Genomic DNA, 24,794 nt, shown 5'->3' with positions numbered 1-24,794 from the left:
TCCACTCACACCTGGCTCCGACGCAGCTACTGGGCGTCAGGTCGCATCACCGCAGATCAGCGAAGGTCACTGGAGTCACCCGTTCCCGAAGGGATGGACAGATGTCCGTACCGCAATACCGAAAGGCTGCGGCGGTTGCGCTCGTGGCCGGTCTGGGGCTCAGCCTCACGGCATGCTCCACGAAGAGCGACGACAAGGACACGAACGCCGCCGGCAAGGTCACCATCACGGTTGACTGCCAGCCGGTCGGCGCGCAGAAAGAGCTGTTGAAGAACTGGAACGACGACGTCACCGAGTTCCAGCGGCTGAACCCGGACATCGCCATCAAGAGCGTGAGCGTCGGCGAGCAGTGCAACAACCCGCCGGACTTCACCGCCCGCCTCGCCGGCGGCACCGTGACCGACGTCTTCTACGGGTACATGACCGATCTCCAGCAGGTGCTCGACTCCGGTCAGGCCATGGACATCAGCCAGTACGCCAACAAGGACACGATCCCGACCTGGGACAGCGTCGACCCGGCGCTCAAGGGGGTCTTCACCGACGGCGGCAAGCTCTACGCCGTCCCGGTGAAGAACTACTCGATGGGCCTGGTCTACAACAAGGTCCTCTTCCAGCAGGCCGGGCTCGACGTGAACAACCCGCCCAAGACGTGGCCCGAGGTCCGGGCCGCCGCCAAGAAGATCTCCGCGCTCGGCAACGGCATCGCCGGCTACTCGGAGTACAGCGCCGGCAACACCGGCGGCTGGCACTTCACCTCCCTGCTCTACTCGCAGGGCGGCCAGGTGCTGTCGGAGGACGGCAAGAAGGCCGACTTCAACAACGCCATGGGTAAGCAGGTCCTGCAGAACCTCAAGGACATGCGGTACGGCGACAACAGCATGGGTGCCCGCCAACTGCTGCAGTGGGGCGACCTGCTGACGAACGCCGGCGCGGGCAAGGTCGGCATGTTCATCGGTGCGCCGGACGCCACCCAGGCGATCGTCAGCCAGTTCCAGGGCAAGTTCCAGGACTGGGCGATGAGCCCCCTGCCCGGCCAGGACGGCGCGGCGAAGGGGACGCTCGGCGGTGGCGAAGGCTACTTCTTCAAGAAGGACCTCACTCCCGAGCAGGTCAAGGCCGGTCTGAAGTGGATCGCGTACCAGAAGCTGACCCCGGGCAAGGGTCAGTTCGACTACGTCCGGGCCAAGCCGCAGAACTACCCGGTGGGTCTGCCCCAGCCGCTGCTCTTCGCCAACGGCAGTGAGGTCCAGAAGCAGGAGCTCGAACTGCGTAAGGCGAACGCGAACGTCGACACGACGAACTTCGCGCTCTTCGAGGCGACCCCGGTCCCGATCAAGGGTGAGCCGCGCAATGCGCAGGCGGTCTACGCGGTGCTCGACGCCGCGGTATCCGGTGTGCTGACCAACCCGAACTCGAACATCGACGCGCTGCTCAAGACCGCCGAGGAGAAGGTCAACCAACTCCTCGCCGCCGAGAGCTGACCGATCGTGTGGGGGCCGGGACGCCGACCCGGCCCCCACACCATCCGCACCGCATCGTCGACGTCGCCGACTGACCCAGGAGTTGCCTTGGCGATCACCACCGTCCCGGAGACCCCCAGGAAACCGGGCCGTCCGCCGTCGCCGTACTCGGCGAGGCCGCAGCGAACCAGCCTCGGCCGCAAGGTACGGGACAACCTCACCGGTCACGCTTTCCTGATCGGCGCGGTGCTCTGCTTCGTCGTCTTCTCCTGGTACCCGATGATCCGCGGCATCGTGATGAGTTTCCAGCGCACCCGGCGCGGCGAGACCACCTGGGTTGGTTGGGACAACTACTCGCGCATCATCGCCGACCCCAGCTTCTGGACGGCCTGGCAGAACACCTTCTACTTCACGGTGCTCGCGCTCGTCCTCGGGTACGTGGTGCCGTTCTTCGTGGCGATCCTGCTCAACGAGTTCCGGCACGCCAAGGGGTACCTGCGCATCCTGGTCTACCTGCCGGTGATGCTGCCGCCGGCCTCGGCGCTGTTCCTCTTCAAGTTCTACGCGTACGACCCCAGCGAGGCGGGGCTCTTCAACGCGATCCTCAAGGCACTGCACCTGCCCACCTCGCAGTGGATGCAGTCGCCCGGGATGACGATGCCGGCGATGGTGGTCGCGTCCACCTGGATGAACATGGGCGGCGCGGTGCTGATCTACCTGGCGTCGTTGCAGAACATCCCCGGTGAGCTCTACGAGGCGGCCGAGCTGGACGGTGCCGGGATCTGGCGGCGGATTCGGCACGTGACGATTCCGCAGACCCGGCTGATCCTCGCGCTCCTGGCGATGCTGCAGATCGTCGCCACGATGCAGCTCTTCATCGAGCCACTGATCCTCGCCAACGGTGCGGGCGCGGAGGACTCCGCGACCTCGGTGGCGTACCTCATCTATCAGCACGGGTTCTTCCAGAACGACCTCAACGGTGCCGCCGCCCTGGGCGTGATCATGCTCGTGGTGCTGGCCGGCTTCTCCGCCGTGTACGTGCGGCTGACTGCGAAACAGGACTAGGACGGCGAGGAATGGCACAGGATTCCGGAACCCGGACCCTCATCTCTCATGCCCAGCTCAGCCGAGGGCGCGGCCGGGTCATCTACTGGACGCTGCTGGTCGTCGTCGTGGCGGGGTTCACGCTCGTCTTCCTCGGACCGCTCTACTGGATGGTCACCGGCGCGCTCAAGTCCGGCCAGGAGATCGCGCAGACCCCGCCCTCGCTGTTCCCGAAGGACCCCCAGCCGCAGAACTACATCGACGCCTGGAACAACCTGGCGCTCGCCAAGCTGCTGTTCAACACCTTCTACTACGCGGTTGGCGCGGTGCTGTTCCAACTGGTCTTCGACACCGCCGCCGCGTACTCGTTGTCCAAGCTTCGGCCGATCTTCGGCAACGTGATCCTCGCCCTGATGCTGGGAACGCTGATGATTCCGGCGATGGTGCTCATCGTCCCGCAGTACGTGACCGTGATCGACCTGCCGATCGTGCACATCAACCTGCTCGACTCGCCCTTCGCGATCTGGTTGCCGCTGGTCGCCAACGCGTTCAACATCTTCCTGTTGAAGCGGTTCTTCGACTCGATTCCGGAGGAGTTGATGGCGGCGGCCCTCATGGACGGGGCGACGCCGCTGCGCACGCTCTGGTCGATCATCCTGCCGCTGTCGCGTCCCATCCTCGGCGTAGTCTCGATCTTCGCCGTGACAGCGGTCTGGAAGGACTTCCTCTGGCCGAAGCTGGTCATGCCCTCGCCCGAGACCCGGACGGTCAGCGTCGGCATCTACGCCTTCGCCGGTGGCACGCCGATGAACGTGGTGATCGCCGCCTCGGTGATTGCCGCGATCCCGACCGTCATCATCTTCCTGATCTTCCAACGGAACATCATGTCCGGTCTGACCGCGGGCAGCGTCAAGGGATAGCCACCACCGCGTTCATCCGCGCGGCGAACAACGACCGTTCGCCCGACACATATCCAGGTCCGGCGAACCCGCCGACGTACTGACGCAGAAAGCAGGTGCTCGTGTCCACAGCTGACAGAAGTCCGTGGTGGCGGGGAGCCGTGATCTACCAGGTGTATCCCCGGAGCTTCGCCGACGGCAACGGCGACGGCATCGGCGACATCGCCGGCATCCGGTCCCGGCTGAACCACCTGTCCGCGCTCGGCATCGACGCGATCTGGTTCAGCCCCTGGTATCCCTCCCCGATGGCCGACGCCGGCTACGACGTCTCCGACTACCGCGACATCGACCCGGTCTTCGGCACCCTCGCCGAGGCGGAGGCGCTGATCGCGGAGGCACACGCGCTGGGCATCCGGACCATCGTCGACGTGGTGCCCAACCACTGCTCCGACGCGCACCCCTGGTTCCAGGCCGCGCTCGCCGGCGGCCCCGGCGCGCCCGAACGGGACCTGTTCTGGTTCCGACCCGGCCGCGGCCCGAACGGCGACGAGCGACCCACCGACTGGGTCGGTGAGTTCGGCGGGCCGACCTGGACCCGCACCACCAACCCGGACGGCACCCCCGGCGACTGGTACCTGCACCTGTTCGCCCCCCAACAGCCGGACCTCAACTGGGACCACCCCCGGGTGCGGGAGGAGTTCGAGGACATCCTGCGGTTCTGGTTCGACCGGGGCGTGGACGGCATCCGGATCGACTCGGCCGGGCTCCTGGTCAAGGACGGGACGCTACCCGAGGTCCGGGAGGACCAACCGCACCCGTTCCAAGACCTCGACGGGGTGCACGACATCTACCGGGGCTGGCGTCGGGTCGCCGACGAGTACGCCGACCGGGCGCTGATCGGTGAGGTGTGGTTGCCGGACCGGCAGCGGTTCGCCAACTACCTGCGCCCGGACGAGCTGCACGCCGCGTTCAACTTCGACTTCCTCGGCTGCGCCTGGGACGCCACGGCGCTGCGGGAGAGCATCGACGGGACGCTGAGCGCGCACGCGCCGGTCAACGCGCCGGCCACCTGGGTGCTCTCCAACCACGACGTCACCCGGCACGTCACCCGTTACGGTCGGGCGGACACCAGGTTCAGCTTCGCCGCCAAGCGCGAGGGGACCCCCACCGACCTGGAGCTGGGCACCCGCCGGGCCCGGGCCGCCGCGTTGCTCTCGCTGTCGCTGCCCGGCGCCGCCTACGTCTACCAGGGCGAGGAGCTGGGCCTCTACGAGGTCGAGGACATCCCGTACGCGATGCGGCAGGACCCGATGTGGGAGCGTTCCGGCCGGATCGACCCGGGTCGGGACGGCTGCCGCGTGCCGCTGCCCTGGGCCGGTGACGAGCCGCCGTTCGAGTTCAGCCCTGCCGGTGCCGCAGCGCCCTGGCTGCCGCAGCCGGCCGACTGGAAGGACCGGACCGCCCGCGCGCAGACCGGTGACTCGGCCTCGATGCTGGAGCTGTACCGGTCGGCGATCCAGGCTCGGCGGGCCGACCGGGCGCTCGGTGACGGCGAGTTGACCTGGCTGCCCGCCCCGGCCGGGGTGCTCGCGTTCAGCCGTGGCGGTGGCTTCAGCTGCCTGGTCAACCTCTCCGACACACCTGTTCCGTTGCCGGCCGACGGGGAGTTGCTGCTGGCCAGCGGGCCACTCGACGACGGGCTGCTGCCGTCCGACACCGCGGTCTGGCTGCGTACCGCCGAATCGGCGAACGGGCCGCGCGCGGCGGGCGGACCCGGCCTGACCTGACTCTGATCGCCGTGGTGCCGGCGGCCCGTCCCGGCCGCCGGCACCACGCACCCGAGAAGAAAGGAGGAACGAGGGGGAACGCGCTACGCCGCACCGACACGGGGGGATCTGGCCTGCCTGACGAAAGGGAGAGCGCAGCTCATGGCCAACCACACCACCGGCACCCCGCACCACCTTCGATACCCGACCCGGGCAGGGTTGGCCGCCATCGCCGCCACCCTGCTCGCCGCCACATCGTTGACCGCCCTCGCGGTCACCGGCACCGCAACCCCGGCCTCGGCCGCCGGGCTGTCCCCCTTCGACATCCCCGGCCGCGGCGCGACCGTCCCGTTCGTCGAGCAGGAGGCGGAGGAGGCCGCCCACAACGGCACGAAGATCGGCCCGGACCGGCACTACGGCACGCTGCCGTCGGAGGCATCCGGCCGGGAGGCCGTCACCCTCGACGGCGTCGGCGAATACGTCGAGTTCACCCTCACCGCGCCGGCGAACGCGGTCACCTTCCGGTACAGCCTGCCGGACAGCCCGGCCGGCACCGGCCGGGACGCCGCCATCGACCTACGAGCCAACGGGACGCTGCTGAAGTCGGTCCCGGTGACATCGAGGTACGGCTGGTACTACGGCGGCTACCCGTTCAACAACAACCCGGGCGACACCAACCCGCACCACTTCTACGACGAGACCCGGGCGATGTTCGGCGGCACCCAGCCTGCCGGCACGAAGATCCGGTTCCAGGTCTCCTCGACCGCCCAGTCGCCCTCGTTCACCATCGACCTGGCGGACTTCGAGCTGGTCGCCCCGGCGATCACCAAGCCCGCCGGTGTGCTCGACGTGGTCACCGACTTCGGCGCGGACCCGAGTGGCGCGACCGACTCGACCGCGAAGTTCCAGGCGGCGGTCGACGCCGGAAAGGCCCAGGGCAGGGCGGTCTGGATCCCGACCGGCACCTTCACCCTCTGGGACCACGTGGTGGTCGACGGGGTGACCCTGCGCGGAGCCGGCCCCTGGTATTCGGTGCTCGGCGGCCGGCACCCCACCGAGCGGAACAGGTCCGTCGGCATCTACGGCAAGTACGTCCCCGGTGGCGGCTACACCGGCCCGGTCCGCCCGCACGAGGCGAACGGGCCGAGCCGCAACGTGACACTGCGGGACTTCGCGATCATCGGCGACATCCGCGAACGGATCGACGACGATCAGGTCAACGCCCTGGGCGGCGCGATGACCAACTCGGTGGTCGACAACCTCTGGTTGGAGAACACCAAGGTCGGGGCGTGGATGGACGGCCCGATGGACAACTTCACCATCCGCAACAGCCGGATCCTGGACCAGACCGCGGACGGGGTGAACTTCCACACCGGCGTGACCAACTCGACGGTGACGAACACGTTCGTCCGCAACACCGGCGACGACGCGTTGGCGATGTGGGCGCAGAGCGTGCCTAACGTCAACAACTCCTTCACCCACAACACCATCGGCGTGACCCTACTGGCGAACCACCTGGTCAGCTACGGCGGTCGGGACATCAAGATCACCGACAACGTGACTGCCGACTCGCTCACCAACGGCGGCGGCATCCACGTCGCGAACCGCTACCCGGGCGTGCAGGGCGCCACCGGGGTCCAGGGCACCTGGACGATCGCCCGGAACACGTTGATCCGTAACGGCAACTCGGACTACAACTGGAACTTCGGCGTCGGCGCGATCTGGTTCTCCGCCCTCAACGAGGCGTTCCAGAACCCCACCATCAACATCACCGACACCGACATCCTGGACAGCTCGTACGCGGCGCTGCACTGGATCGAGGGTCAGACCAACGGGATCAACCTCAACAACGTGCGGATCGACGGTGCCGGTACGTACGCGCTCCAGGTGCAGGCACCCAGCCAGGTGTCGTTCACCAACGTTCGCGCCACCAACATCGCGCAGAGCAACCCGATACACAACTGCGTCGGCGGTGGTTTCCAGATCACCCAGGGTGCCGGCAACTCCGGCTGGTACACCCCGACCCCGTACTGCGGCCCGTGGCCGAACCCGCAGTGGGGTGGCGGACCCACCTCGCCGCCTCCCACCACGCCACCTCCGACCACTCCGCCGCCGACCACGCCACCACCGACCACCCCGCCCCCGACCAGCGGAAACCTGGCGCTGAACCGGCCGGCGACCGCGACCAGCACCAACCAGAGCTACACGGCGGCGAACGTGGTGGACGGCAACGCGGCCAGCTACTGGGAGAGCGCCAACAACGCCTTCCCACAGTCAGTCACCATCGATTTGGGCTCGGCCCGGTCGGTCGACCGGGTGGTGCTCAAGCTGCCCGCCGGCTGGGAACGCCGTACCCAGACGTTGTCGGTACTCGGTTCCACCGACAACTCGTCGTACGCCACGCTGGCGGCGTCCGCCGGTCGGGTCTTCGACCCCGGCACGGGCAACGCCGTGTCGATCGGGCTGCCCGCCGGTGACCGCCGCTACATCCGGGTGACCGTCGCCGGCAACACCGGCTGGCCGGCCGCGCAACTCTCCGAAGTCGAGGTGTACGGCGGCACGCCCACCACGCCGCCGCCGACCACGCCGCCGCCCACCACGCCACCCCCGACCACGCCGCCGCCCAGCGGCAACCTCGCGGCCGGGCGGCCGGTCACCGAGACCAGCCACTCCGACGTGTACGCCGCCCCCAACGCAGTGGACGGCAACCCGAACACCTACTGGGAGAGCGCCAACAACGCGTTCCCGCAGTCGCTGACCGTGGACCTGGGCGCCAACCGGTCGGTGTCCCGGGTCGTGCTGAAGCTCCCACCGTCGTCGGCCTGGCAGACGCGCACGCAGACGCTGTCGGTGCTCGGCTCCACCAACGGCTCGACGTTCACCACCCTGAAGGCGTCCGCCGGCTACACCTTCAACCCGTCCAGCGGCAACACGGTCACGGTGACCTTCGCGGCGACCAGCCAGCGGTACCTGCGGCTGACCGTCACCGGCAACAGCGGCTGGCCGGCCGGTCAGCTCAGCGAGTTCGAAATCTATTCCAGCTAGGGCCGGATGCCCCCGCCCGCCCAGGGCGGGGGCCACCCGGTCCGGGCAGTCCGGCGCAACGCAGCCCCGGTCGTCCGACCCCGCCCCCAACCCGCACCGTCCCCCACCTGTCGCGGAACGACGGGCGTACCCCTGCACCCGTCGCCGGGCAACGCACCCACACCCACCCCCGAAAGAGGTGTAGCGACCCCATGTCCAGAAACGGCACCAGACGAGGCACGCCGCCGACCGGCGCGCCCAATCCCGTCCCCGGCACCACCCGCACGGGCCACCGACGGCTGCTCGCCGGCGTGCTCGCCGGCGTGCTCGCCGGGATGCTCCTCGTCACCGCCCCGGTCGTCACCCCCGCGGCCAGCGCGGCACCGAAGGTGGACCCGTCGGCAGCCACCGCACGCGTGGCCATGCTTGCCGGGCTCTCCGCCACCATGACAGCCAGCAGCTACAACCAGAACTACGTGGCGAGCAACGCCAACGACGGCAACGCGGACACCTACTGGGAGAGCGCCAACAACGCGTTCCCGCAGTGGATCCAGGCCGACCTGGGTGCCACGGTCAACGTCGACCGGGTGGTACTCAAACTGCCGCCCGCGTCGGCGTGGCAGACCCGCACCCAGACGCTGTCGGTGCTCGGCTCGACCAACGGCTCGTCCTTCACCACCCTGAAGGCGTCCGCCGGCTACACCTTCAACCCGGCCACCGGCAACACCGCGACCGTCAGCTTCACTGCCGCGAGCACCCGCTACGTACGAGTGCAGGTCACCGGCAACAGCGGCTGGCCCGCCGCGCAGTTCTCCGAGGTCGAGGTCTACGGCGCCGTCGGCAGCCCCGACACCCAGGCTCCCAGCGTCCCCGGCAACCTGGCGTACACCCAGCCGGCCGCTGGGCAGATCCGGCTCACCTGGTCGGCGTCCACCGACAACGTCGGGGTGACCGGGTACGACGTCTACGCCAACGGCGCGCTGCGCGGCAGCGTCAACGGCTCGACGCTGACGTACACCGACAGCCAGCCCGACAGCGCCACGGTCTCGTACTCCGTGCGGGCCAAGGACGCGGCCGGCAACCAGTCGGCGAACAGCAACACCGTGACCCGGACCGGCACCGGCAACCCGCCGGTCGGCACCAACCTGGCGGTCGGCAAGCCGATCACCGCCTCCGGGTTCGTGCACACGTTCGTGGCCACCAACGCCAACGACAACAACGTGGCCACCTACTGGGAGGGCAACGGCAACCCGAGCACGCTGACCGTGCAGCTCGGCGCGAACGCCAGCCTCAGCCAGGTCGTGCTGAAGCTGAACCCGGACTCGGCCTGGGGTGCGCGTACGCAGAACATCACCGTGCTCGGCCGCGACCAGGGCTCCTCGACCTTCACCACTCTGGTCGCCGCGGCGAACTACACCTTCAACCCGGGCAGCGGCAACACGGTGACCATCCCGGTCTCCGGCGCGGCGGCCGACGTGCGGCTCTCGATCGCCTCGAACACCGGCGCCCCGGCCGGACAGGTGGCCGAGTTCCAGGTCTTCGGCACCCCGGCACCGAACCCGGACCTGACGGTCACCGGCATGTCGTTCAGCCCGTCCGCGCCCGTGGAGACCAGTACCATCACGCTCTCCGCGACCGTACGCAACGCGGGCTCGGCGGCGTCCGGTGCCACGAACGTCAACTTCTACCTGGGCTCCACCCGGGTCGGCACCGCGTCGGTCGGCGGCCTCGCGGCCGGCGCCTCGACCACGGTCACGGCCAGCATCGGCACGCGTGACTCGGGCAGCTACCCGCTCAGCGCGAAGGTCGACGAGTCGAACACCGTCGTCGAGCAGGACGACACCAACAACAGCTACACCAACCCCAGCCCGCTCGTGGTCGGCGCTATCGCCAGCTCCGACCTGGTCGCCTCCGCGGTCGACTGGTCACCGGGCAACCCACCGCCCGGCAGCACCGTCAACTTCTCCGTGTCGATCCGCAACGCCGGCAATCAGGCGTCCGCGTCCGGCACGCACGGCATCACCCTGACCGTCCTCAACGAGGCCGGCACCGTGGTCCGTACCGTGACCGGCTCGTACTCCGGCGTGATCAACGCGGGGGCGACGGTCGGCCCGATCAGCCTGGGCACCTGGACCGCCGCGAACGGCAAGTACACCGTCCGGGTGGTGCTCGCCGTCGACGGCAACGAGCTGCCGGTCAAGCAGACCAACAACACCAGTGACCGCCCACTCTTCGTGGGGCGCGGCGCCAACCTCGGCTACGACATGTACGAGGCGGAGGATGGCACCACCGGCGGTGGCGCCGGGCAGGTCGGGCCGAACCGGGACATCGGCAACCTTGGCGGTGAGGCGTCCGGACGTCGAGCGGTGACCCTGAACAGCACCGGCTCGTACGTCGAGTGGACCACCCGGGCGGCGACCAACACCCTGGTCACCCGCTTCTCCATCCCCGATTCGCCGGGCGGCGGAGGCATCGACTCGACGCTGAACATCTACGTCAACGGCACCCTGCACAAGCCGATCAACCTGACCTCCAAGCACATCTGGCTCTACGGTGCGGAGGCTGGCCCGAGTGACTCGCCGAGCGCCGGCCCGCCTCGCCACCTGTACGACGAGGCGAACGTCATGTTGAACTCGACCATCCCGGCCGGCAGCAGGATCCGGTTGCAGAAGGACCCGGCCAACACCACCACGTACGCGATCGACTTCGTCAACCTGGAGTTGGTCGCACCGCGGGCCAACCCGGACCCGGCCCGATACCGGGTGCCGACCGGCTTCAGCCACCAGGACGTCCAGAACGCGCTGGACGCCGTGCGGATGGACACCACCGGCAACCTGATCGGTGTCTACCTGCCGGCCGGCACGTACGAGACCGCGCAGAAGCTCCAGGTGTACGGAAAGCCGATCACGGTGGTCGGCGCGGGCATGTGGTACACCCGTTTCCAGACGCCGACCAACCAGCAGAACACTGACGCGGGCTTCCGGGTGGAGTCCTCGGCCAGCGGGTCGACCTTCTCGCACCTGGCCTTCTTCGGCAACTACACCAACCGCATCGACGGGCCGGGCAAGGTCTGGGGTGAGCTGAAGGACGTCGACAACATGACCCTGGACAGTGTCTGGGTCGAGCACACCGTCTGCGCGTACTGGGGTGTGAGCGTCAGCGGGTTGACCATCCGCAACAGCCGCTTCCGGAACACCTTCGCCGACGGTGTGAACCTGACCAACGGCAGCACCAACAACCTGGTCACCAACACCGAGGGGCGGTCGAACGGCGATGACGCGTTCGCCCTCTTCTCGGCCACCGACCAGGGCGCCTCGACCTCCAACCACGGCAACGTGTTCGAGAACCTCTCGGCCACGCTGACCTGGCGGGCGGCCGGGCTGGCCGTTTACGGCGGCTACGACAACGTCTTCCGCAATCTGTACATCGCGGACATGCTGACGTACTCGGGGATCACCATCAGCTCTCTGGACTTCGGCTACCCGTTCATCGGGTTCGGGGCCAGCCCGCCGACCCAGTTCCAGAACATCTCGCTGATCCGGGCCGGCGGGCACTTCTGGGGCTCGCAGACATTCCCCGCGATCTGGGTCTTCTCGGCCTCGAAGGAGTTCCGCGGCATCCGCGTGTCCGACGTGGACATTGTCGATCCGACGTACACGGGGATCATGTTCCAGACCAAGTACAACGGATCCCAGCCGGAGAACCCGATCACCGACACGGTCTTCACCAACGTCTCCATCAGCGGCGTCCGTAAGAGCGGTGACGCGTTCGACGCGAAGTCGGGCTACGCGATCTGGGCCAACGAGATGCCGGAACCCGGTCAGGGCCCGGCGGTCGGCTCGGTCACCTTCAACAACCTGCGGCTGACCAACAACTACCAGGACATCCGCAACACCACGACAACCTTCACCATCAACCGCAACTGATCTGGCCCGCACCGGGTGCCGCCGGGAGGTTCACCCTCCCGGCGGCATCGTGCCGTGCCGACCCTCGCCGGCGGAGAACCGTGCCGCGCCGGCCGCCGCGTCGGTGGCCAGCGAGTTCATCCCGTACGCCAACTCGGTCGCCAGCGCCTCCGGCTCGGGCCGCCCGGCGCCGGCCAGCACCGCCGCCCGATCGTTGCGCAGGCAGGTCTGCGGGTGCCGGGCGATCTCCGCCGCCAGTTCCTCGGCCGCGGCCCGCGCCTGGCCGGGTGGCACCAGCCGATTGACCAACCCCATCGCGTACGCCTCATCGGCCGGCACCGGGCGGCCCGTGAGGATCAGGTCCATCGCCCGGCTCTCGCCGATCAGCCGGGGCAGCCGAACGGTGCCACCGTCGATCAGTGGCACTCCCCAGCGGCGGCAGAACACCCCGAGCGTCGCGTCGGACTCGGCGACGCGCAGGTCGCACCAGAGCGCCAACTCGAGCCCGCCCGCCACCGCGTACCCGGAGATCGCCGCGATCACCGGTTTGCTGAGCGCCATCCGGGTCGGACCCATCGGGCCATCTCCCTCCGGCTCCACCCGGTTGCCGCTCGGCGTGCCGATCGCCTTGAGGTCGGCTCCGGCGCAGAAGGTGCCACCGGCACCCCAGAGCACAGCCACCGCCGCGTCCGGGTCGGCCTCGAAGGCTCGGAAGGCGTCCGCCAGCGCCCGGGCGGTCGGTCCGTCAACGGCGTTCCGAGCCGCCACCCGATCCAGCACCACGGTGGTTACCGGCCCGACACGCTCCACCCACACACCCATCACGTCAGCATGCCGGCCGAGCCCTGCCACCCGCAATCCCCGTCGATCTTGCACTTTCGGTCGCCAGTACGAGGCGTTTCTGCCGTGTTGTCGGGGCAGGAAAGTGCAAGAGCAGCGGTTGATCACGTTGCGCTGCAGGTTTGTCACCCTTGGTCGGTTTGCGACCTCGTTTGCCGGGAAGTCGGTACTCGTGCGAGAACTTCTGACGAAAGTTGAGCAGGCATCCAGCCTCGACCGGACCGGTGACCGCTTGCAGCGGGCGGTCCTCAGCACGCTGCGTCCGCGGCGGCTGCGGGACCTGCTGCACGGGGTGACCCTGGGCCACCCCCTGCACCCGGCGATGGTGCAGGTGCCGGTGGGTGCCTGGATCAGCGCCGCCGTGCTGGACCTGATGCCGGGGCAACGCCGACCCGCCACCATGCTGGTCGGCCTGGGCACCATCAGCGCGGTGCCGGCGGCCATCGCGGGGCTGAACGACTGGGCGGCACTCGCGCGGGACCAGCGCCGGGTCGGCCTGGTGCATGCCGCCGCCAACACCGTCGGCATGACGCTCTACGCCGGCTCGCTGGCCGCACGGCTCTCCGGCCGGCACGGCGTCGGCCGGGCACTCGGGTTTATCGGGCTCTCCGCCGTGAGCCTCGGGGCGTACATCGGGGGTCACCTCGCGTACAAGCAGGGGGCGCAGGTCAACCAGAGCATCTCCGAGCTGCATCGCATGACCGACGGCTGGCACTCGCTGGTCGACATGGCGACGCTGCCGCAACGCACCCTGATCACCCGAGAGGTGGACGACGACATCTCGGTGATCCTCTACCGGCACGATGACGAGGTCACCGTGATGTTGGAGCGTTGCCCGCACCAGAGCGGGCCGCTCGGCGAGGGTGAGGTCCAAGAGATCGACGGTCATGCCTGCGTGGTCTGCCCGTGGCACGGCAGCGCGTTCCGACTCAACGGCGGCGAGGTCGTGCAGGGCCCGTCCGGCAACGATCAACAGATCCTGCCCACCCGGATCCAGGACGGAGTGCTCCAGACCCGCCTGCCCTGACAGTCACGACCGTAGTGGCACCCTGACAGTCGCGCAGTCGCGCAGTCGCGCAGTCGCGCAGTCGCGCAGTCGCGCAGTCGCGCAGGCGCGCAGGCGCACGGCGACGCAGCCATGCGATCGGGCCCGCTGACGGCGGGCGCCTCCGGCGTCGCGGTGGGCCGCCCGACACCGATGCTCCCTGCTGCGGAGGCGGTGTTGCTTATGACGATGATGCCTCTGAGTCATATTTATGCCTCAGAGTCATGACGCCCTCCGAACACCTTGCCCCCGAGCTTCGGCATAGTCCGCTGCCGCTGCCGCTGCCGCTGCCGCTGCCGCTGCCGCTGCCGCTGCCGCTGCCGCTGCCGCTGCCGACTGCCGACTGCGGTGACCAGGCCATTGCCTCTGCGTTCCGCCGGTCGCCGCAGGCGGCCGAGAGCAAACTCGGGCTGGGTCCGGATCAACTGCGTCGGTGTCGGCCGACCGGCGGTCCGTCCGGCACGGAGTCCAGACCGTGCCCGCCAGCGAGCAGGCCGCCTCCGGCGCCATCGCCAGCCCAATCGTCGTCACCATCCCAGCCCGGTGCACCGGCGGGTGCCATCCCGCTACCGGGAGGTGCCATGCCGCCGCCGGCGGGCGCCATGCCACCGGGAGGTGCCAGCCCGCCACCGGCGGGCGCCATACTGCCGGGAGGAGCCATCCCGCTGCCGGGAAGTGGCATTCCGCCGTCGCGAGGTGCCATGCCGGTGCTGATCGGTGCCGTGCCGCCGTTCAGCGTTCCTGGGGCTTCGATGGCCGCGGCCGCCCGGCTGGCGGCCCACGCGGCACCGCTTCCGGCGGTCCCACCGCTGGTCCGCAGGGTGGCGCTGTTGGTCTGGCCGGTGCCGTCAGTACCCCGGTTCGTGCTCCCGCCGGTCCGGCCGCTGCTTCTCCCGGTCCAGCCACTGCTCGCGCCGGTCCGGCCAGTGCTTCCGCCGGTCCGGCCAGTGCCGCCAGTGCCGCCGGTGCTCCGGCCCGCGCCGCCCCGGGGCGTGCGGGAGGACGTGGCCAGCCGGGGAGCCGCTCCGGCGGTGGCGGGACGGCGGCGCAGCCCGAGTACCGCGCCGATCTGAGCGCCGACGATGCTCGCCACGGCCAGCACGGCGGATACCGCCAGCGGTCGGTTCACCCGGTCGGTGGTGCTGGCCCGGGCTGCGCCGACGGTCATCGCGGGCGGTTGACCTGCTGACTCCGTACCGCTGGGTGGTGCCGTGTCCGCCGGCTCCGGTGCCGCCCGCTCGGGTGCGGCCCGCTCCGGTGCCGCCCGCTCCGGCGCCGGCCGGGGCGCAGGCGGCTTCGGCGCTGCGGGCCGGTCGACCAGCCGGCCGGTGGCGTGCTGCCGGGCCCCCTGGTCGGCGGCCTCCGTGGGCAGTCGGAGTAGTTGGCCGGGGCGGATCCGGTCCGGGTCGTCGAGCTTGTTCAGCTTGGCGAGCTGGCGGTAGTCGCCGAACTCGTCCAGGTAACGCTCGGCCACCTCGCCGAGGTAGTCGCCCCGCGCCACCCGGTATACCGGCTCAGCCTCGTCGTTCCCTGCGGAGCCACCGGGTGCGGCGAGCCCGGTCCCGGCCAAGCCGAGTAGCCCGCTCCGGGTCGGCGGGGCAGCCGTATCGAATGTCGCGCCTGCGCGGCTCGGCGCGGCGAGGGTGGCGACGGCTGGTGCGTCCGGATTCGCGTACGCCGGGGCGCCGTAGACCGCCGCGGCGCTGGCGGCGGCCGGGCTGGCAGCGAGGATCAGCGCGACCGAGCCGACCAGCGCGGCGGCGGCCTTCTGCTGGCGACCCATCCCGGGCAGCTTCGGCGCCGGTCGGCGCAGGCTCTGCGCCCCCAACTCGACGAGGACGGAGAAGGCGAACGTGGCCCAGCCGAACCAGCCGGCCACAGCCAGTGCCCGCAGGAAGAGCTGACCGTCGTCGCGGCTGGTCAGAGCGGTGCCCACCTCGCTGATCGTGGGGAGGTGATCAGGCAGGGGGTTGCCGGCGAAGGCCAGCAGCGCGATCGGCGCGCCGGCCAGCAGCGCGCAGAGCACGGCCAGCGCGCCGATGCCGGTGAGGACCCGTCCGGTCCGCCGTACGAGGGACCCACCCGATACGGGCATGGCTGCCTTCCTTCCTACGGTCCTGCGGTGATGGCTCGCGCGGTCGCCTCGCCGGTGACGGTGACCGTGTTGTCGAAGCCGAACAGCCCGAGCATCGAGCGCTGGTAGGTGATCGTGACGGTTACCCGGATCAGGGTCTCCCCGCCGATCTGCGGGAAGCTCACGGTGTGGCCGGTGGTGCCGGCGGAGGTCAGGTAGTTGGCCACGGCCACGGGGGCCTCCTGCTGGTCGATCCGCTTGGGCCCGCCCTCGATCGCGGCGGCCCGGTCGATGGCCTGACCGCCGGCGCGGGCCGCCTCGGCAGCCAGGTTCTCGGCACGTTGCAGGGTGCGCAACTGCCCGGCACCATCGAAGGAGAGGCCGATGATGGCCAGTACGCCGATCATCGTCACTGCCAGGAAGATGCTCACCCGGCCGTGCTCGCCGTGCGAGCCCCCCGCCCGACGCCACGGTCCTGACCCTCCGAGAAGCCCAGTCATCGGAGACCACGTACTAACATTCGACAATGGACTGTCTCGCCTGCCAGCACAACGAGCGGATCGACTCGCTGCCGCCACGGGAGCTCGTCGCGGCCGACGATTACTGGCGGGCCGCCCACGCCTTCGACTCGGCCTTGCCGGGCTGGCTGGTGCTCGTCCCGCGCAGGCACGTGACCTCGATCGCCGACCTGACCGATGCCGAAGCGGCGAGCCTCGGCACCTGGCAGGTCCGGCTCTCCCGGGCCCTGGGTGCCGTGACCGGATGTGCGAAGACGTACCTGGTGCAGTTCGCCGAGAAGGAGGGCTTCGCCCACGTTCACTTCCACGTGGTGCCACGAATGCCCGATCTCCCTGAGGACCGCCGCGGCCCTCGCGTTTTCGCCTACCTGGGTACACCGCAGGAGCAACGCGTCGATGAGCAGCAGCAGGACGAACTCGCGGCGGCACTCCGTGCACAGCTTGATCACGTCGGCGGATAGGACCGGGCGTCTTTCGGGAAAGCTCCCACCGGGGCTGGATCTGGAACGGTGTCTGATCCGTATCCTCATCACGCGCCACCCGCACTCGTGTTCACCGCGGAACCCGCTCCCGTGATCCCGGACCCGAGGGCTCTGCTCCGGTAGCGGTCCAGTGGCGAGGTGAAGCTCGCCGTGATCCGCTTGTCGGTCGGCATGCCGGGCAGGATGTCGAGCGTGATGTCCTTCAAGGACACCAGGCAACTGATCTCCACGGTCACCGTGGCGTCCATACCGACCGGGCTGCTGAAGGCGTCGTCGAAGCTGGTGGACGTGCCGGCCACCGAGCCGGTGAACCTCGGGTTCAGGTCGTTGGTGCAGGCCAAGCCGTGCCAGTCCAGTTGTTTCTGGGCGGCATCCAAGGCTGCGGTTCGGGCGTCGCCCGCGTCCCGGGAGATCGAGGCGGCGCGGGCAGCGTCGTGCGCGGCGGCACCGATCGCCTCCGCCGCCACCGCGCTGCGCCCGACCACGCCGGCCAGCACCATCAGCGCGATGAAGGCGGGCGCGAGGACCGCCACCTCGATGGAGACCGAGCCCTGCTCGGCGGTGCGGTTCATGGCGGGGTCACCCTTTCCACCGTCCCGTGGGCGGTCTGCCGCACCGCGAAGTCCACGCCGGGCACCACTGACAGGGACCGGCCGCTCACCGTGCAGGTCACCTCGACGTCGTCGGTGGTGACGCAGCTCGGGCCGGCCTTGTCCCAGCCCACCAGCCAGCCGCCGGCAGCCTCCAGGAAGTTGGTGGCGCGGTTGACCCCGGCGCCGTCCCCGGCCTGGTGCAGCCGTTGGGCGTTGACGCCGCTCTGGGCGGCGTTCAACGCGGTGGAGCGGGCGAGGAAGACGGCCGCGACCTGGATCGAGGCGAAGAGCAGCACCAGGATCAGCGGCATCATCACGGCCAGCTCCACCGGGTTGGCACCCCGTTCCCGGTCACCGGCCGCGAGGTGGCGCCGGGCGGCGTTGACCGCCCGGTGCCACCTCGGGATCGGGGCTCGACTCATGCCGGCTACTACGGGGCCGTGGGGTTCGAGAAGGTCGGGATGTTGGTCATCCAGTTGTTGGCCCTGCTCAGGGCCAGGCCAGTGACGATCGTGGCGACGAAGACCAGCCCAAAGATGATCACTGCGGTCGGCACCGGGCTGTCACCGCGCTCGCCGTCGTGGCGCAGCTCGGCCAGGCGCGTCGTCAGCGCGACGTGCAGGTAGCTCAGGATGGACATGGCGTGCTCCTTCAGGGGATGAGGTCAAATACGGGCGATGAACGGATAGACGACAAAACCGAGCAGCACGAAGACGAGCAGTGCGCCCGGGATATCGAGTCGGCTGGTCACCCCCTCGGCGCGGGCGAGGTTGTCGGTGCGGATCTGGTCGCGTAGCGAGTCGGCCCGGCTGCGCAGGGTCTCGTGCACCTGCGCCCCCTCGCTGCCGGAGGAGCGCATGATCGCGCCAACGTCGCCCAGCTCCGGAATGCCGATCTTGTCGGCGAGGTCGCGCAGCTCGTCCCAGGGCGCGTGCATCTGCATCTGGGCGATCCGCAACGACTCCTGGAGTCGGTCGAACACCCAGCCGTCGCAGACCGCCGCCGCCCGCTCCAGCGACTGCACCGGCCCATGCGCGGCGGAGAGCTGCAACGCCACCAGGTCCAGGTACGTGCAGACGGCCTGGCGGAACTCGTCTCGGGCGGCATCGGCCTTGGTCAGTACGGCCCGGTGTGCCAGCAACCCGCCCATCAGTGCCAGGCCGAGGCTGCCGAGCACCGGTATGACAAGCGGGAACGAGACGCCGAGCACCAACAGCGCCACCCCGAGCACGGTCGGCGTGGCGAGCCCGATCAGCGCGGAGAGCAGCACCGACAGCGCGTACTGCTCGGGGGTCTGGCCGATCAGGGCGAGCTGCCGGTGCGGCGGACGCAGCCAACGGGACAACCCGGCCAGCCAGTCCAGCCGTCGGGAAGCGGGAGTGGCGACCCGGCCGGTGCCCGGCGGCTGGTGCAGCCGGCGCAGCGCCGGCCCGAGCGCCGGAGTCGCCGGCACCAGCTCGCGGACCACCAGGAACACGCCCAACCCGATGGCCGCCCCGCCGCACACCGCGATGGCCAGGTGCACGTTCAGGACCACGCTCACGCGATCACCTCGCTCGGGTCGGGCGCCGGCAGGAACCGGGCTGGCCGCTGCGGCTGGCTCATCGACCGCACCCAGGCCAGCAGGCCGATGAAGGCGGCGCCGAGGGCGGCCATCACCACCTGACCCACCGGCGTGCCGTACGGCTTGATGTACTCGGTGTTGATCAGCCCGTACGCCAGGGTCGCCAGGGTCATTCCGGTGAGGAAGCGGACCGCGAACCGGGGCTGGGTGCGCTTGGCCTCGATCTCCCGGCGGGTCGCCACCTCCGCGGATGCCGCGCCGGCGATCGAGCCGAGCACGTCACCGAGCCGTTCACCCCGGTCCGAGAGGTGCAGGATCAGCGCCGCGACCACCTGGTCGCAGACCGGGTCCGCGATCTCGTCGGCGAACGCCAGCAGCGCCGAACGGGCCATCCAACCGGCCTGTAGACGGGCGGCGAGCAGCCGTACCTCGTCCTCGATGCCGGGTGGCACGCTGCTGATCGTGCCGATGATCGACTGTTGGAGGCCCTGCCCGGTGCCGGAGACGTCCTTGAGCCGGCGGGTCCACTCGCCGACCGCCTCGATTCGGGCGATCGCCCGCTGCTCGGCCTTGCCCACCCCGAACAGCCACGGGGTGCCGGGCACCGCCACCGCCACCAGCAGACCCACCACCGGCAGCCCGGTCAGGAGGAAAGCCAACGCGCCAGCGACCAGTGCGGCGACCAGCAGTGCCTGGTGGGCCCGCTGTTCGGCCGGGGTGGTGCCGGGTCCGCGCCACAGTCGACCAAGGCCCGGCCCGCCACCCGGGCGCGGCCCGGGGGGCCGACGGGTGCCGACCAGCGCGACCACGGCGAGCAGCAGCCCGGCCACGCAGGCTGCCCCGGAGACCACCGCGACCAACTCCAGGCTGTTCCCCATCAGGTCACCGCCGGGTCAGTCGGGTCTGCCGGGGCCGCCGCCAGGCACCAGCTCCGGCCTCGATCCAGCGGGTCAGCAGCCGCACGTCGTAGCCGACCCGCAGCAACTGGTCGCGGACCCGCTCCGGCAGGTGCCGGGGGACCGCGCGGCCGTCCGGGCCGGGCCCGAAGACGGTGGTGGTGGTGATCCGGCCGGCTTCGCCCGCACCGATCACCTCCTCCACATGGGAGACGAACCGGTGCTTACGCCCGCCGATCGCGGTTTCGTCCTCGACGGTGACGTAGACGATCAGGTCGAGGGCGTTGCCGGCCATCCGGCGGGCCTGGTCGACGGTCATCTCGCGGCCGTGCGCCAACGCCAGCTCGACGATCCGTTCACCGACCCCGGAGGCCGTACGGGCGTGGATGGTGCACATCGAGCCCCGGCTGGTGGTCATGGCCTGGAGCATCGGCACGATCTCCCGGGACCGGACCTCGCCTACGATGATCCGCAGCACGCCCATCCGCAGCGAGAGCGGGATCAGGTCGGCGATGGTCACCTCGCCCGCCGGTCGGCCGTCGAAGCCGCGCTCGCCGTGCCCCTCCCGGGCCTCGAAGCTCATCACCGCCCGGTGCCGCTCCCGGCGGCGGGCCGGTAGCAGCTCCCGGCTCTCCTCCAGCAGCACGTACGGCTCGTCGGGCGGGATCTCGTTCATCAGTGCCCGGACGATCGTGGTCTTTCCGGCTCCGGCCAGCCCGGCGACCATGATGTTCAACCCGGCGCGCATCGCCGCACGGAGGAAGTCGCGCAGCAGTGGGTCGATCATCTCGTCCAGGTCACCTCGGGTGCCCGCGACATCGTCGAGGCTCACGTCGAGGGTGTTGTGCTTGCGGATCACCGCGTACGGGCGGTGGCTGACCAGGAACACCGCGGCCAGCCGGCTGCCGTCGGGCAGTTGCAGGTCGAGGGTGGGCTTCACGGTGGACAGGGACCGCTCGGTCGCGCCGGCCCGGCGGGCCGCCGCCTGGAGGATCTCCACCAACTCGGCGTCGCTGTCGGCGATCGGCTCGGCCCAGTCCACCCCACCGCCGTGCCGGGTGATGCGGACCTGGTCGCAGCCGAGGATGTGCACCTCCTCGATGGTGTCGTCGACCAGCAGGGTTTGTAGCCGGCCGAGCCCGACCAGCTCGGCGGTCACCTGGTCGAGCAGCAGGCGTTCCTCGTCGGCGGCCATCGGCGTGCCGGCCCGCCGGACGGCGTCCGCGTACTCGGCGACCACCGCGACGGCGAGCCGGGCCCGCTCGGTGTCCTCCTCGTCGACGGTGAACTCCCGGCCGCGCTGCCACAGGGTGAGCCGTTCGGTGAGTTCCCGGCGCAGCTCCCGGACCACCTGGAAGTCCATCCGGGGCCGGGGTGCCGACTCCGGCGGCGGTGTGGCCGCGGGTAACGCCTGCGGCATCGGCACCGACTGGTGGTGTCGGCCGTTCGGCACGGCCAGTGGCGGCGCGGTGGAGGTGACACCCGGCGGCTGTTGGCGCGGGTCGGCGGAGACCGGCTCAAACCGCATCCGGCACCCCCTGCTGCACGGGCCACGTGAGCCGGGCTCGCCGCCGCTCAAGGAGTGCCCCGACCGGCACCTCCAGCGAGGCCGCCGCGCGCATCAGCGGCCGTCCGGTCCGCACGGTCCCACCCAGGGCGAGCACCCCGGCGGTACGCGGGTCGTGCGGCAGCCGTGCGATCACCGGCAGCTTCAGGGCGCGGCTGATCTCGGCTCGCCCGTGCCCGTCGCCGATCAGTAGCAGCCGCAGGGTGCCCGGCGGCACCCGGTGCTCGGCGAAGTCCCGTTCGATCGCGGTGACCACCGCCCTGGTGCCGGAGAGGTCCGGCAGTTGCGCCCGGGTGACCAGCAGCACCACCGAGGCGGCCCGCAGCACCGGCCACGGTGGCCCGGTCACGTGCAGCCGGCCACAGTCGACCAGGACGTCGTAGCCGGGGGTGCCGCGATCCAGGGCGTTGAAGTAGTCGGCGAAGCGTTGCCAGAGCGGGGTGACGCTGCCGCCCTGTGTCGGATCGACGAGCCCGGGCAGCAGCAGTCGTTCCCGGCGGGGCGCGTCCAGGTCGACGAGCTGCGACCAGAACGCGGTTTCCAGGTTGCCGTCGCGGAGCTCTCCGACGGCCAGCTCCCCGATGCCGCGTGGGCCGTCCAGTTGGCCGCCGAGGTAGCCGGCGAGGATCGAGCCGCCGGCCGGGTCGCATTCGGCGAGCACCAGCCGTCGGTGCCAGGCCAGTGCGCAGGCCAGCGCCGAGGTCGTGACGCCGGGCGAACCCTTCGCTGACACCAGCGCGATGATCGCCATGCTCAGGCCGCCTCGGTCAGCACGACAGCGATCCGTCCCTGCGCGGTGAGCGCCACCACCGCGGGCACGTCCCGGGTGGGGAGCGCCAGGTACAGCACCTTGTCGTCGTTGGCCGGGCTGACCATGTCGATCACGGTGGCCGAGAACCGTGTGCCGGCGGCCGCCGCGTCTCCGGCGGTGGTGCTGCTGCGGTCCGGGGTGCTGACGAGCAGGACCTTGTCCCCGGGGTGCAGTTCGCGGGCCGGCACCTGGGCGGTCTTGAGGCCGAGCGCGATCTGCTGCTGGCCGGGCCCGAGCAGCGGGTCATCGGTGACCTGCCCCAGGGTGAGCAGGGTGCCTGGGAGGAGCGCCACCGCGGCCCGTTTGCCGACCACCTCGTCGAGCCGACCGGCGGGCACCGGGCGCAGCCCCTGGCCGCCAGCGACCTGCACGGTGACCAGGTCGGCGGCGCTGATCTCCCGGCCCACCTCGACCGGTCGGGCCACCGCGAGGTAGCTGCCGGTGGCCCGGACCGAGGTGACCGCGAAGGCCGCGCCCAGCCCGCCCAGGGCGATCAGGAGTACGGCGAGGCCGAGCAGCCCCGGGCGGACCCGGCGTTGCCGGACCACCTTGGGCGGGTTGACCGGTGCGTCCACCGACCCGGTCCCGTTGCGTGTCGCGAGGCTCATCGGGTCACCACCTGGAGTTCGTTGATCTGGATCTGCACGGTGCCGCTGGTCCGGGTCTGGAGGATCGGTTCGCCCTGAACGCCGTCGTCGGTCCACCAGCGCACCGTCCAGTGCGTGGTGGCGCTGACCCTGTACGTGTCGGCTTTCGGGTAGCCCTTGTCGTAGCCGCAGTCCGGAGACGCGCGGCCGGCAAGATCTTTGTTCTTCGCGTCGTACGGGGTGCCGGGGCCGTGGCAGGTGACCCGCTCCTTGTTGCCCATGTCCCAGACGATCCGGTCGACCTTCGCCTCGATGGAGACGGTTACGCCCCGGTCGGTCGCGGAGGCGGTCAGCGGGCCGAAGTAGCTGGCGCTCGGGGTGGCCCACATCCACACCGGCAGACCGACCAGGCCGGGGCCGACGTCCTTGCGCGGTGCGACCTTCAGCCGTGCCGGCAGCAGCTTGATCGATGCCAGGGCGCGGCGGGCCAACTCCTCCGGGTCGGGCGGTGCGCCGTAGCCGGGTGGCGGCTCGTCCCGCAGCTCCGGGCGCTGGCTGCCCTGGTTGCCGCCGTCGCAGGTCAGCAGGTACCACTGCTGACCCTCGGGGGTGTTGTCCGGCTGCGGCTCCTCAAGCTTGTAGTAGCAGCCATCGCCGCTGTTGAACCAACCCATCAGGTCGTCGTAGCAGGCGATGGTCCGCCCGTCCCACTGGCAGACGCCGCCGCCCCCGCCGCCGGAGTCCCCACCGCCGTTGTCCCCACCGCCGCCGGGATCTCCGGGGTTGCCGGGGTCGTCGTCCCAGACGCTGCAGTCGGGCTGGTCGGGTGGGCAGCCGGCCCCCGGGTCGGCGCGTCGAGCGGCGGCGGCCGGCAGGGTCGCGCCGATCACCAGCAGGAGTGTGAGGCCGATCCCGGCGAGCGCCGGCCGGGCCCGGGGGGTACGGGCCGGAGCACGCCTTCCTCCCCAGCTCAGCACGGCTGGTCCCGGTGCGTCACGCCGGAGTTGATCAGCCAACGGCCGTCGGGATATCGGGCCGCGGTGGCGGTGGAGAGGTGCTTGCCGCCCCCGCTGCCCGGCACCACGCGCTGGTCCTTGGCGTAGATCAGCCGGTAGCTGGTCGTGTCCAGGCAGTCCTGGATCTCCACGGTGGCCGGTTTCGCGTCCAGGCTGACGGCGGTCACGGTCGGGTCGGACGTCAACGTCCCGGTACGCATAGCGCCGTGCTCCTTAGCCGCGCGAATGGACAATCGGACCCGAGTGAGCAGTGGATCAGCGAGAAAACGGGACAGTTCCGGCGCGCGTGGATCACCGCGCCCACTCGCCGTACGCGAGGCCGCGAGATAACCGGAGTACGCGTCAAGTGCCGCCTTTTCGGCGGCTTGTCGGTCGACGTCGGGACCTGCCGGTTGTCTGTCGTCCTGGGCCGCTGTCGGTCGTTCAACGGCCTCCCGTCCGCTGGCGCAGGCGGTGACCGGCACCGCCGCCACGACCGCCAGCAGGCAGATTGCCGCTCGTCTGAGCTGCCGTCCGCGCACCGTCGAGCCTCCTCGTGGTCGCCCGGTGCGGTGACGGGTCACCGCCGCCGGGCATGCGGAAGCGCGCCCGGATCAGCACATCCGGAGCCGTTCATTGCGCTTCTGCATTCACCGTTACGGATCTTTTGCAAATGCTTGGTCCTGTGTCGTCCGGTTGTAGAGGTGAGGCTTGCGTCACACCC

The 24,794-nt window shown here is 70.3% G+C and carries 21 protein-coding genes; 8 read left to right on the top strand and 13 right to left on the bottom strand.

The features are described 5' to 3' along the window. The first annotated feature begins 101 nt into the window (after positions 1–101). From ABZT18_RS16175 to ABZT18_RS16150, 6 genes are all read left to right on the top strand, one after another. Complete coding sequence (locus tag ABZT18_RS16175; protein WP_354992803.1) at positions 102–1,481, top strand: extracellular solute-binding protein; 1,380 nt, start codon at positions 102–104, stop codon at positions 1,479–1,481. A gap of 87 nt (positions 1,482–1,568) precedes the next feature. Then, complete coding sequence (locus ABZT18_RS16170; RefSeq protein ID WP_354992802.1) at positions 1,569–2,525, top strand: sugar ABC transporter permease; 957 nt, start codon at positions 1,569–1,571, stop codon at positions 2,523–2,525. A gap of 11 nt (positions 2,526–2,536) precedes the next feature. After that, positions 2,537–3,424, top strand: coding sequence for a carbohydrate ABC transporter permease (locus ABZT18_RS16165; RefSeq protein WP_354992801.1), 888 nt, complete (start codon positions 2,537–2,539; stop codon positions 3,422–3,424). Between the two features lie 101 nt (positions 3,425–3,525). Continuing rightward, entirely contained in the window at positions 3,526–5,190 is a 1,665-nt protein-coding gene (locus tag ABZT18_RS16160; RefSeq protein WP_354992800.1) for a glycoside hydrolase family 13 protein, read from the top strand. A gap of 141 nt (positions 5,191–5,331) precedes the next feature. Further along, on the top strand, positions 5,332–8,214 hold the full coding sequence (locus ABZT18_RS16155; protein ID WP_354992799.1) for a discoidin domain-containing protein: 2,883 nt from the start codon (positions 5,332–5,334) through the stop codon (positions 8,212–8,214). Positions 8,215–8,405: 191 nt separating this feature from the next. Continuing rightward, positions 8,406–12,119 carry a discoidin domain-containing protein gene (locus tag ABZT18_RS16150; RefSeq protein WP_354992798.1) on the top strand — a complete coding sequence of 1,238 codons (3,714 nt, stop codon included), beginning with the start codon at positions 8,406–8,408 and terminating at the stop codon, positions 12,117–12,119. Positions 12,120–12,149: 30 nt separating this feature from the next. Here the strand turns inward: ABZT18_RS16150 and ABZT18_RS16145 are convergent, their stop codons facing one another. Beyond that, on the bottom strand, positions 12,150–12,920 hold the full coding sequence (locus ABZT18_RS16145) for a crotonase/enoyl-CoA hydratase family protein (protein ID WP_354992797.1): 771 nt from the start codon (positions 12,918–12,920) through the stop codon (positions 12,150–12,152). Positions 12,921–13,110: 190 nt separating this feature from the next. On the opposite strand from ABZT18_RS16145, the gene ABZT18_RS16140 reads away from it, so the two are divergent. Next, on the top strand, positions 13,111–13,965 hold the full coding sequence (locus ABZT18_RS16140) for a Rieske 2Fe-2S domain-containing protein (protein ID WP_354992796.1): 855 nt from the start codon (positions 13,111–13,113) through the stop codon (positions 13,963–13,965). Between the two features lie 439 nt (positions 13,966–14,404). On the opposite strand, the gene ABZT18_RS16135 is transcribed toward ABZT18_RS16140, so the two are convergent. Then, positions 14,405–16,078 carry a LysM domain-containing protein gene (locus ABZT18_RS16135; protein WP_354992795.1) on the bottom strand — a complete coding sequence of 558 codons (1,674 nt, stop codon included), beginning with the start codon at positions 16,076–16,078 and terminating at the stop codon, positions 14,405–14,407. Positions 16,079–16,092: 14 nt separating this feature from the next. Further along, positions 16,093–16,464 carry a hypothetical protein gene (locus ABZT18_RS16130; RefSeq protein WP_354993121.1) on the bottom strand — a complete coding sequence of 124 codons (372 nt, stop codon included), beginning with the start codon at positions 16,462–16,464 and terminating at the stop codon, positions 16,093–16,095. A 119-nt stretch (positions 16,465–16,583) separates the two neighbouring features. Between ABZT18_RS16130 and ABZT18_RS16125 the strand changes: the two genes are divergently transcribed. Next, complete coding sequence (locus ABZT18_RS16125; RefSeq protein ID WP_354992794.1) at positions 16,584–17,036, top strand: HIT family protein; 453 nt, start codon at positions 16,584–16,586, stop codon at positions 17,034–17,036. Between the two features lie 68 nt (positions 17,037–17,104). Here ABZT18_RS16125 and ABZT18_RS16120 read toward each other — a convergent pair whose 3' ends face one another. The 10 genes from ABZT18_RS16120 to ABZT18_RS16075 form a co-directional block, all read right to left on the bottom strand. Continuing rightward, positions 17,105–17,629: a pilus assembly protein gene (locus ABZT18_RS16120; RefSeq protein WP_354992793.1), complete on the bottom strand. Its 525-nt coding sequence runs from the start codon at positions 17,627–17,629 to the stop codon at positions 17,105–17,107. Beyond that, complete coding sequence (locus ABZT18_RS16115) at positions 17,626–18,072, bottom strand: TadE family protein (RefSeq protein ID WP_354992792.1); 447 nt, start codon at positions 18,070–18,072, stop codon at positions 17,626–17,628. The genes ABZT18_RS16120 and ABZT18_RS16115 overlap by 4 nt, the downstream gene beginning before the upstream one ends. A gap of 8 nt (positions 18,073–18,080) precedes the next feature. Next, positions 18,081–18,290 carry a hypothetical protein gene (locus ABZT18_RS16110; protein ID WP_354992791.1) on the bottom strand — a complete coding sequence of 70 codons (210 nt, stop codon included), beginning with the start codon at positions 18,288–18,290 and terminating at the stop codon, positions 18,081–18,083. 24 nt (positions 18,291–18,314) lie between these two features. Then, on the bottom strand, positions 18,315–19,187 hold the full coding sequence (locus tag ABZT18_RS16105) for a type II secretion system F family protein (protein ID WP_354993120.1): 873 nt from the start codon (positions 19,185–19,187) through the stop codon (positions 18,315–18,317). Between the two features lie 2 nt (positions 19,188–19,189). Further along, complete coding sequence (locus ABZT18_RS16100) at positions 19,190–20,092, bottom strand: type II secretion system F family protein (RefSeq protein WP_354992790.1); 903 nt, start codon at positions 20,090–20,092, stop codon at positions 19,190–19,192. A 4-nt stretch (positions 20,093–20,096) separates the two neighbouring features. Next, positions 20,097–21,638, bottom strand: coding sequence for an ATPase, T2SS/T4P/T4SS family (locus ABZT18_RS16095; RefSeq protein ID WP_354992789.1), 1,542 nt, complete (start codon positions 21,636–21,638; stop codon positions 20,097–20,099). Continuing rightward, on the bottom strand, positions 21,628–22,428 hold the full coding sequence (locus ABZT18_RS16090) for a ParA family protein (RefSeq protein WP_354992788.1): 801 nt from the start codon (positions 22,426–22,428) through the stop codon (positions 21,628–21,630). Before ABZT18_RS16090 ends, ABZT18_RS16095 begins: the two co-directional genes overlap by 11 nt. Before the next feature lie 2 nt (positions 22,429–22,430). Then, positions 22,431–23,096, bottom strand: a complete 666-nt coding sequence (locus ABZT18_RS16085) for an SAF domain-containing protein (protein WP_354992787.1) — start codon at positions 23,094–23,096, stop codon at positions 22,431–22,433. Beyond that, positions 23,093–23,968: a hypothetical protein gene (locus ABZT18_RS16080; RefSeq protein ID WP_354993119.1), complete on the bottom strand. Its 876-nt coding sequence runs from the start codon at positions 23,966–23,968 to the stop codon at positions 23,093–23,095. Before ABZT18_RS16080 ends, ABZT18_RS16085 begins: the two co-directional genes overlap by 4 nt. A 77-nt stretch (positions 23,969–24,045) precedes the next feature. Further along, entirely contained in the window at positions 24,046–24,612 is a 567-nt protein-coding gene (locus ABZT18_RS16075) for a hypothetical protein (protein ID WP_354992786.1), read from the bottom strand. Positions 24,613–24,794: the final 182 nt, after the last annotated feature.

Origin of the sequence: Micromonospora sp. NPDC005291 (assembly GCF_040607415.1) — a bacterium.
Lineage (GTDB): Bacteria > Actinomycetota > Actinomycetes > Mycobacteriales > Micromonosporaceae > Micromonospora.
The sequence above is the reverse complement of the archived record's forward strand: the minus strand, read 5'-3'. Positions and strand labels throughout refer to the sequence as shown.

Coding starts and splice junctions, on each gene's coding strand:
- ABZT18_RS16155 (WP_354992799.1), top strand. CDS start 5,332: ATGGCCAACCACACCACCGGCACCCCGCACCACCTTCGATACCCGACC.
- ABZT18_RS16175 (WP_354992803.1), top strand. CDS start 102: ATGTCCGTACCGCAATACCGAAAGGCTGCGGCGGTTGCGCTCGTGGCC.
- ABZT18_RS16130 (WP_354993121.1), bottom strand. CDS start 16,464: ATGATCGGCGTACTGGCCATCATCGGCCTCTCCTTCGATGGTGCCGGG.
- ABZT18_RS16150 (WP_354992798.1), top strand. CDS start 8,406: ATGTCCAGAAACGGCACCAGACGAGGCACGCCGCCGACCGGCGCGCCC.
- ABZT18_RS16115 (WP_354992792.1), bottom strand. CDS start 18,072: ATGAGTCGAGCCCCGATCCCGAGGTGGCACCGGGCGGTCAACGCCGCC.
- ABZT18_RS16095 (WP_354992789.1), bottom strand. CDS start 21,638: ATGCGGTTTGAGCCGGTCTCCGCCGACCCGCGCCAACAGCCGCCGGGT.
- ABZT18_RS16120 (WP_354992793.1), bottom strand. CDS start 17,629: ATGAACCGCACCGCCGAGCAGGGCTCGGTCTCCATCGAGGTGGCGGTC.
- ABZT18_RS16100 (WP_354992790.1), bottom strand. CDS start 20,092: ATGGGGAACAGCCTGGAGTTGGTCGCGGTGGTCTCCGGGGCAGCCTGC.
- ABZT18_RS16125 (WP_354992794.1), top strand. CDS start 16,584: ATGGACTGTCTCGCCTGCCAGCACAACGAGCGGATCGACTCGCTGCCG.
- ABZT18_RS16090 (WP_354992788.1), bottom strand. CDS start 22,428: ATGGCGATCATCGCGCTGGTGTCAGCGAAGGGTTCGCCCGGCGTCACG.
- ABZT18_RS16085 (WP_354992787.1), bottom strand. CDS start 23,096: ATGAGCCTCGCGACACGCAACGGGACCGGGTCGGTGGACGCACCGGTC.
- ABZT18_RS16165 (WP_354992801.1), top strand. CDS start 2,537: ATGGCACAGGATTCCGGAACCCGGACCCTCATCTCTCATGCCCAGCTC.
- ABZT18_RS16110 (WP_354992791.1), bottom strand. CDS start 18,290: ATGTCCATCCTGAGCTACCTGCACGTCGCGCTGACGACGCGCCTGGCC.
- ABZT18_RS16135 (WP_354992795.1), bottom strand. CDS start 16,078: ATGCCCGTATCGGGTGGGTCCCTCGTACGGCGGACCGGACGGGTCCTC.
- ABZT18_RS16145 (WP_354992797.1), bottom strand. CDS start 12,920: ATGGGTGTGTGGGTGGAGCGTGTCGGGCCGGTAACCACCGTGGTGCTG.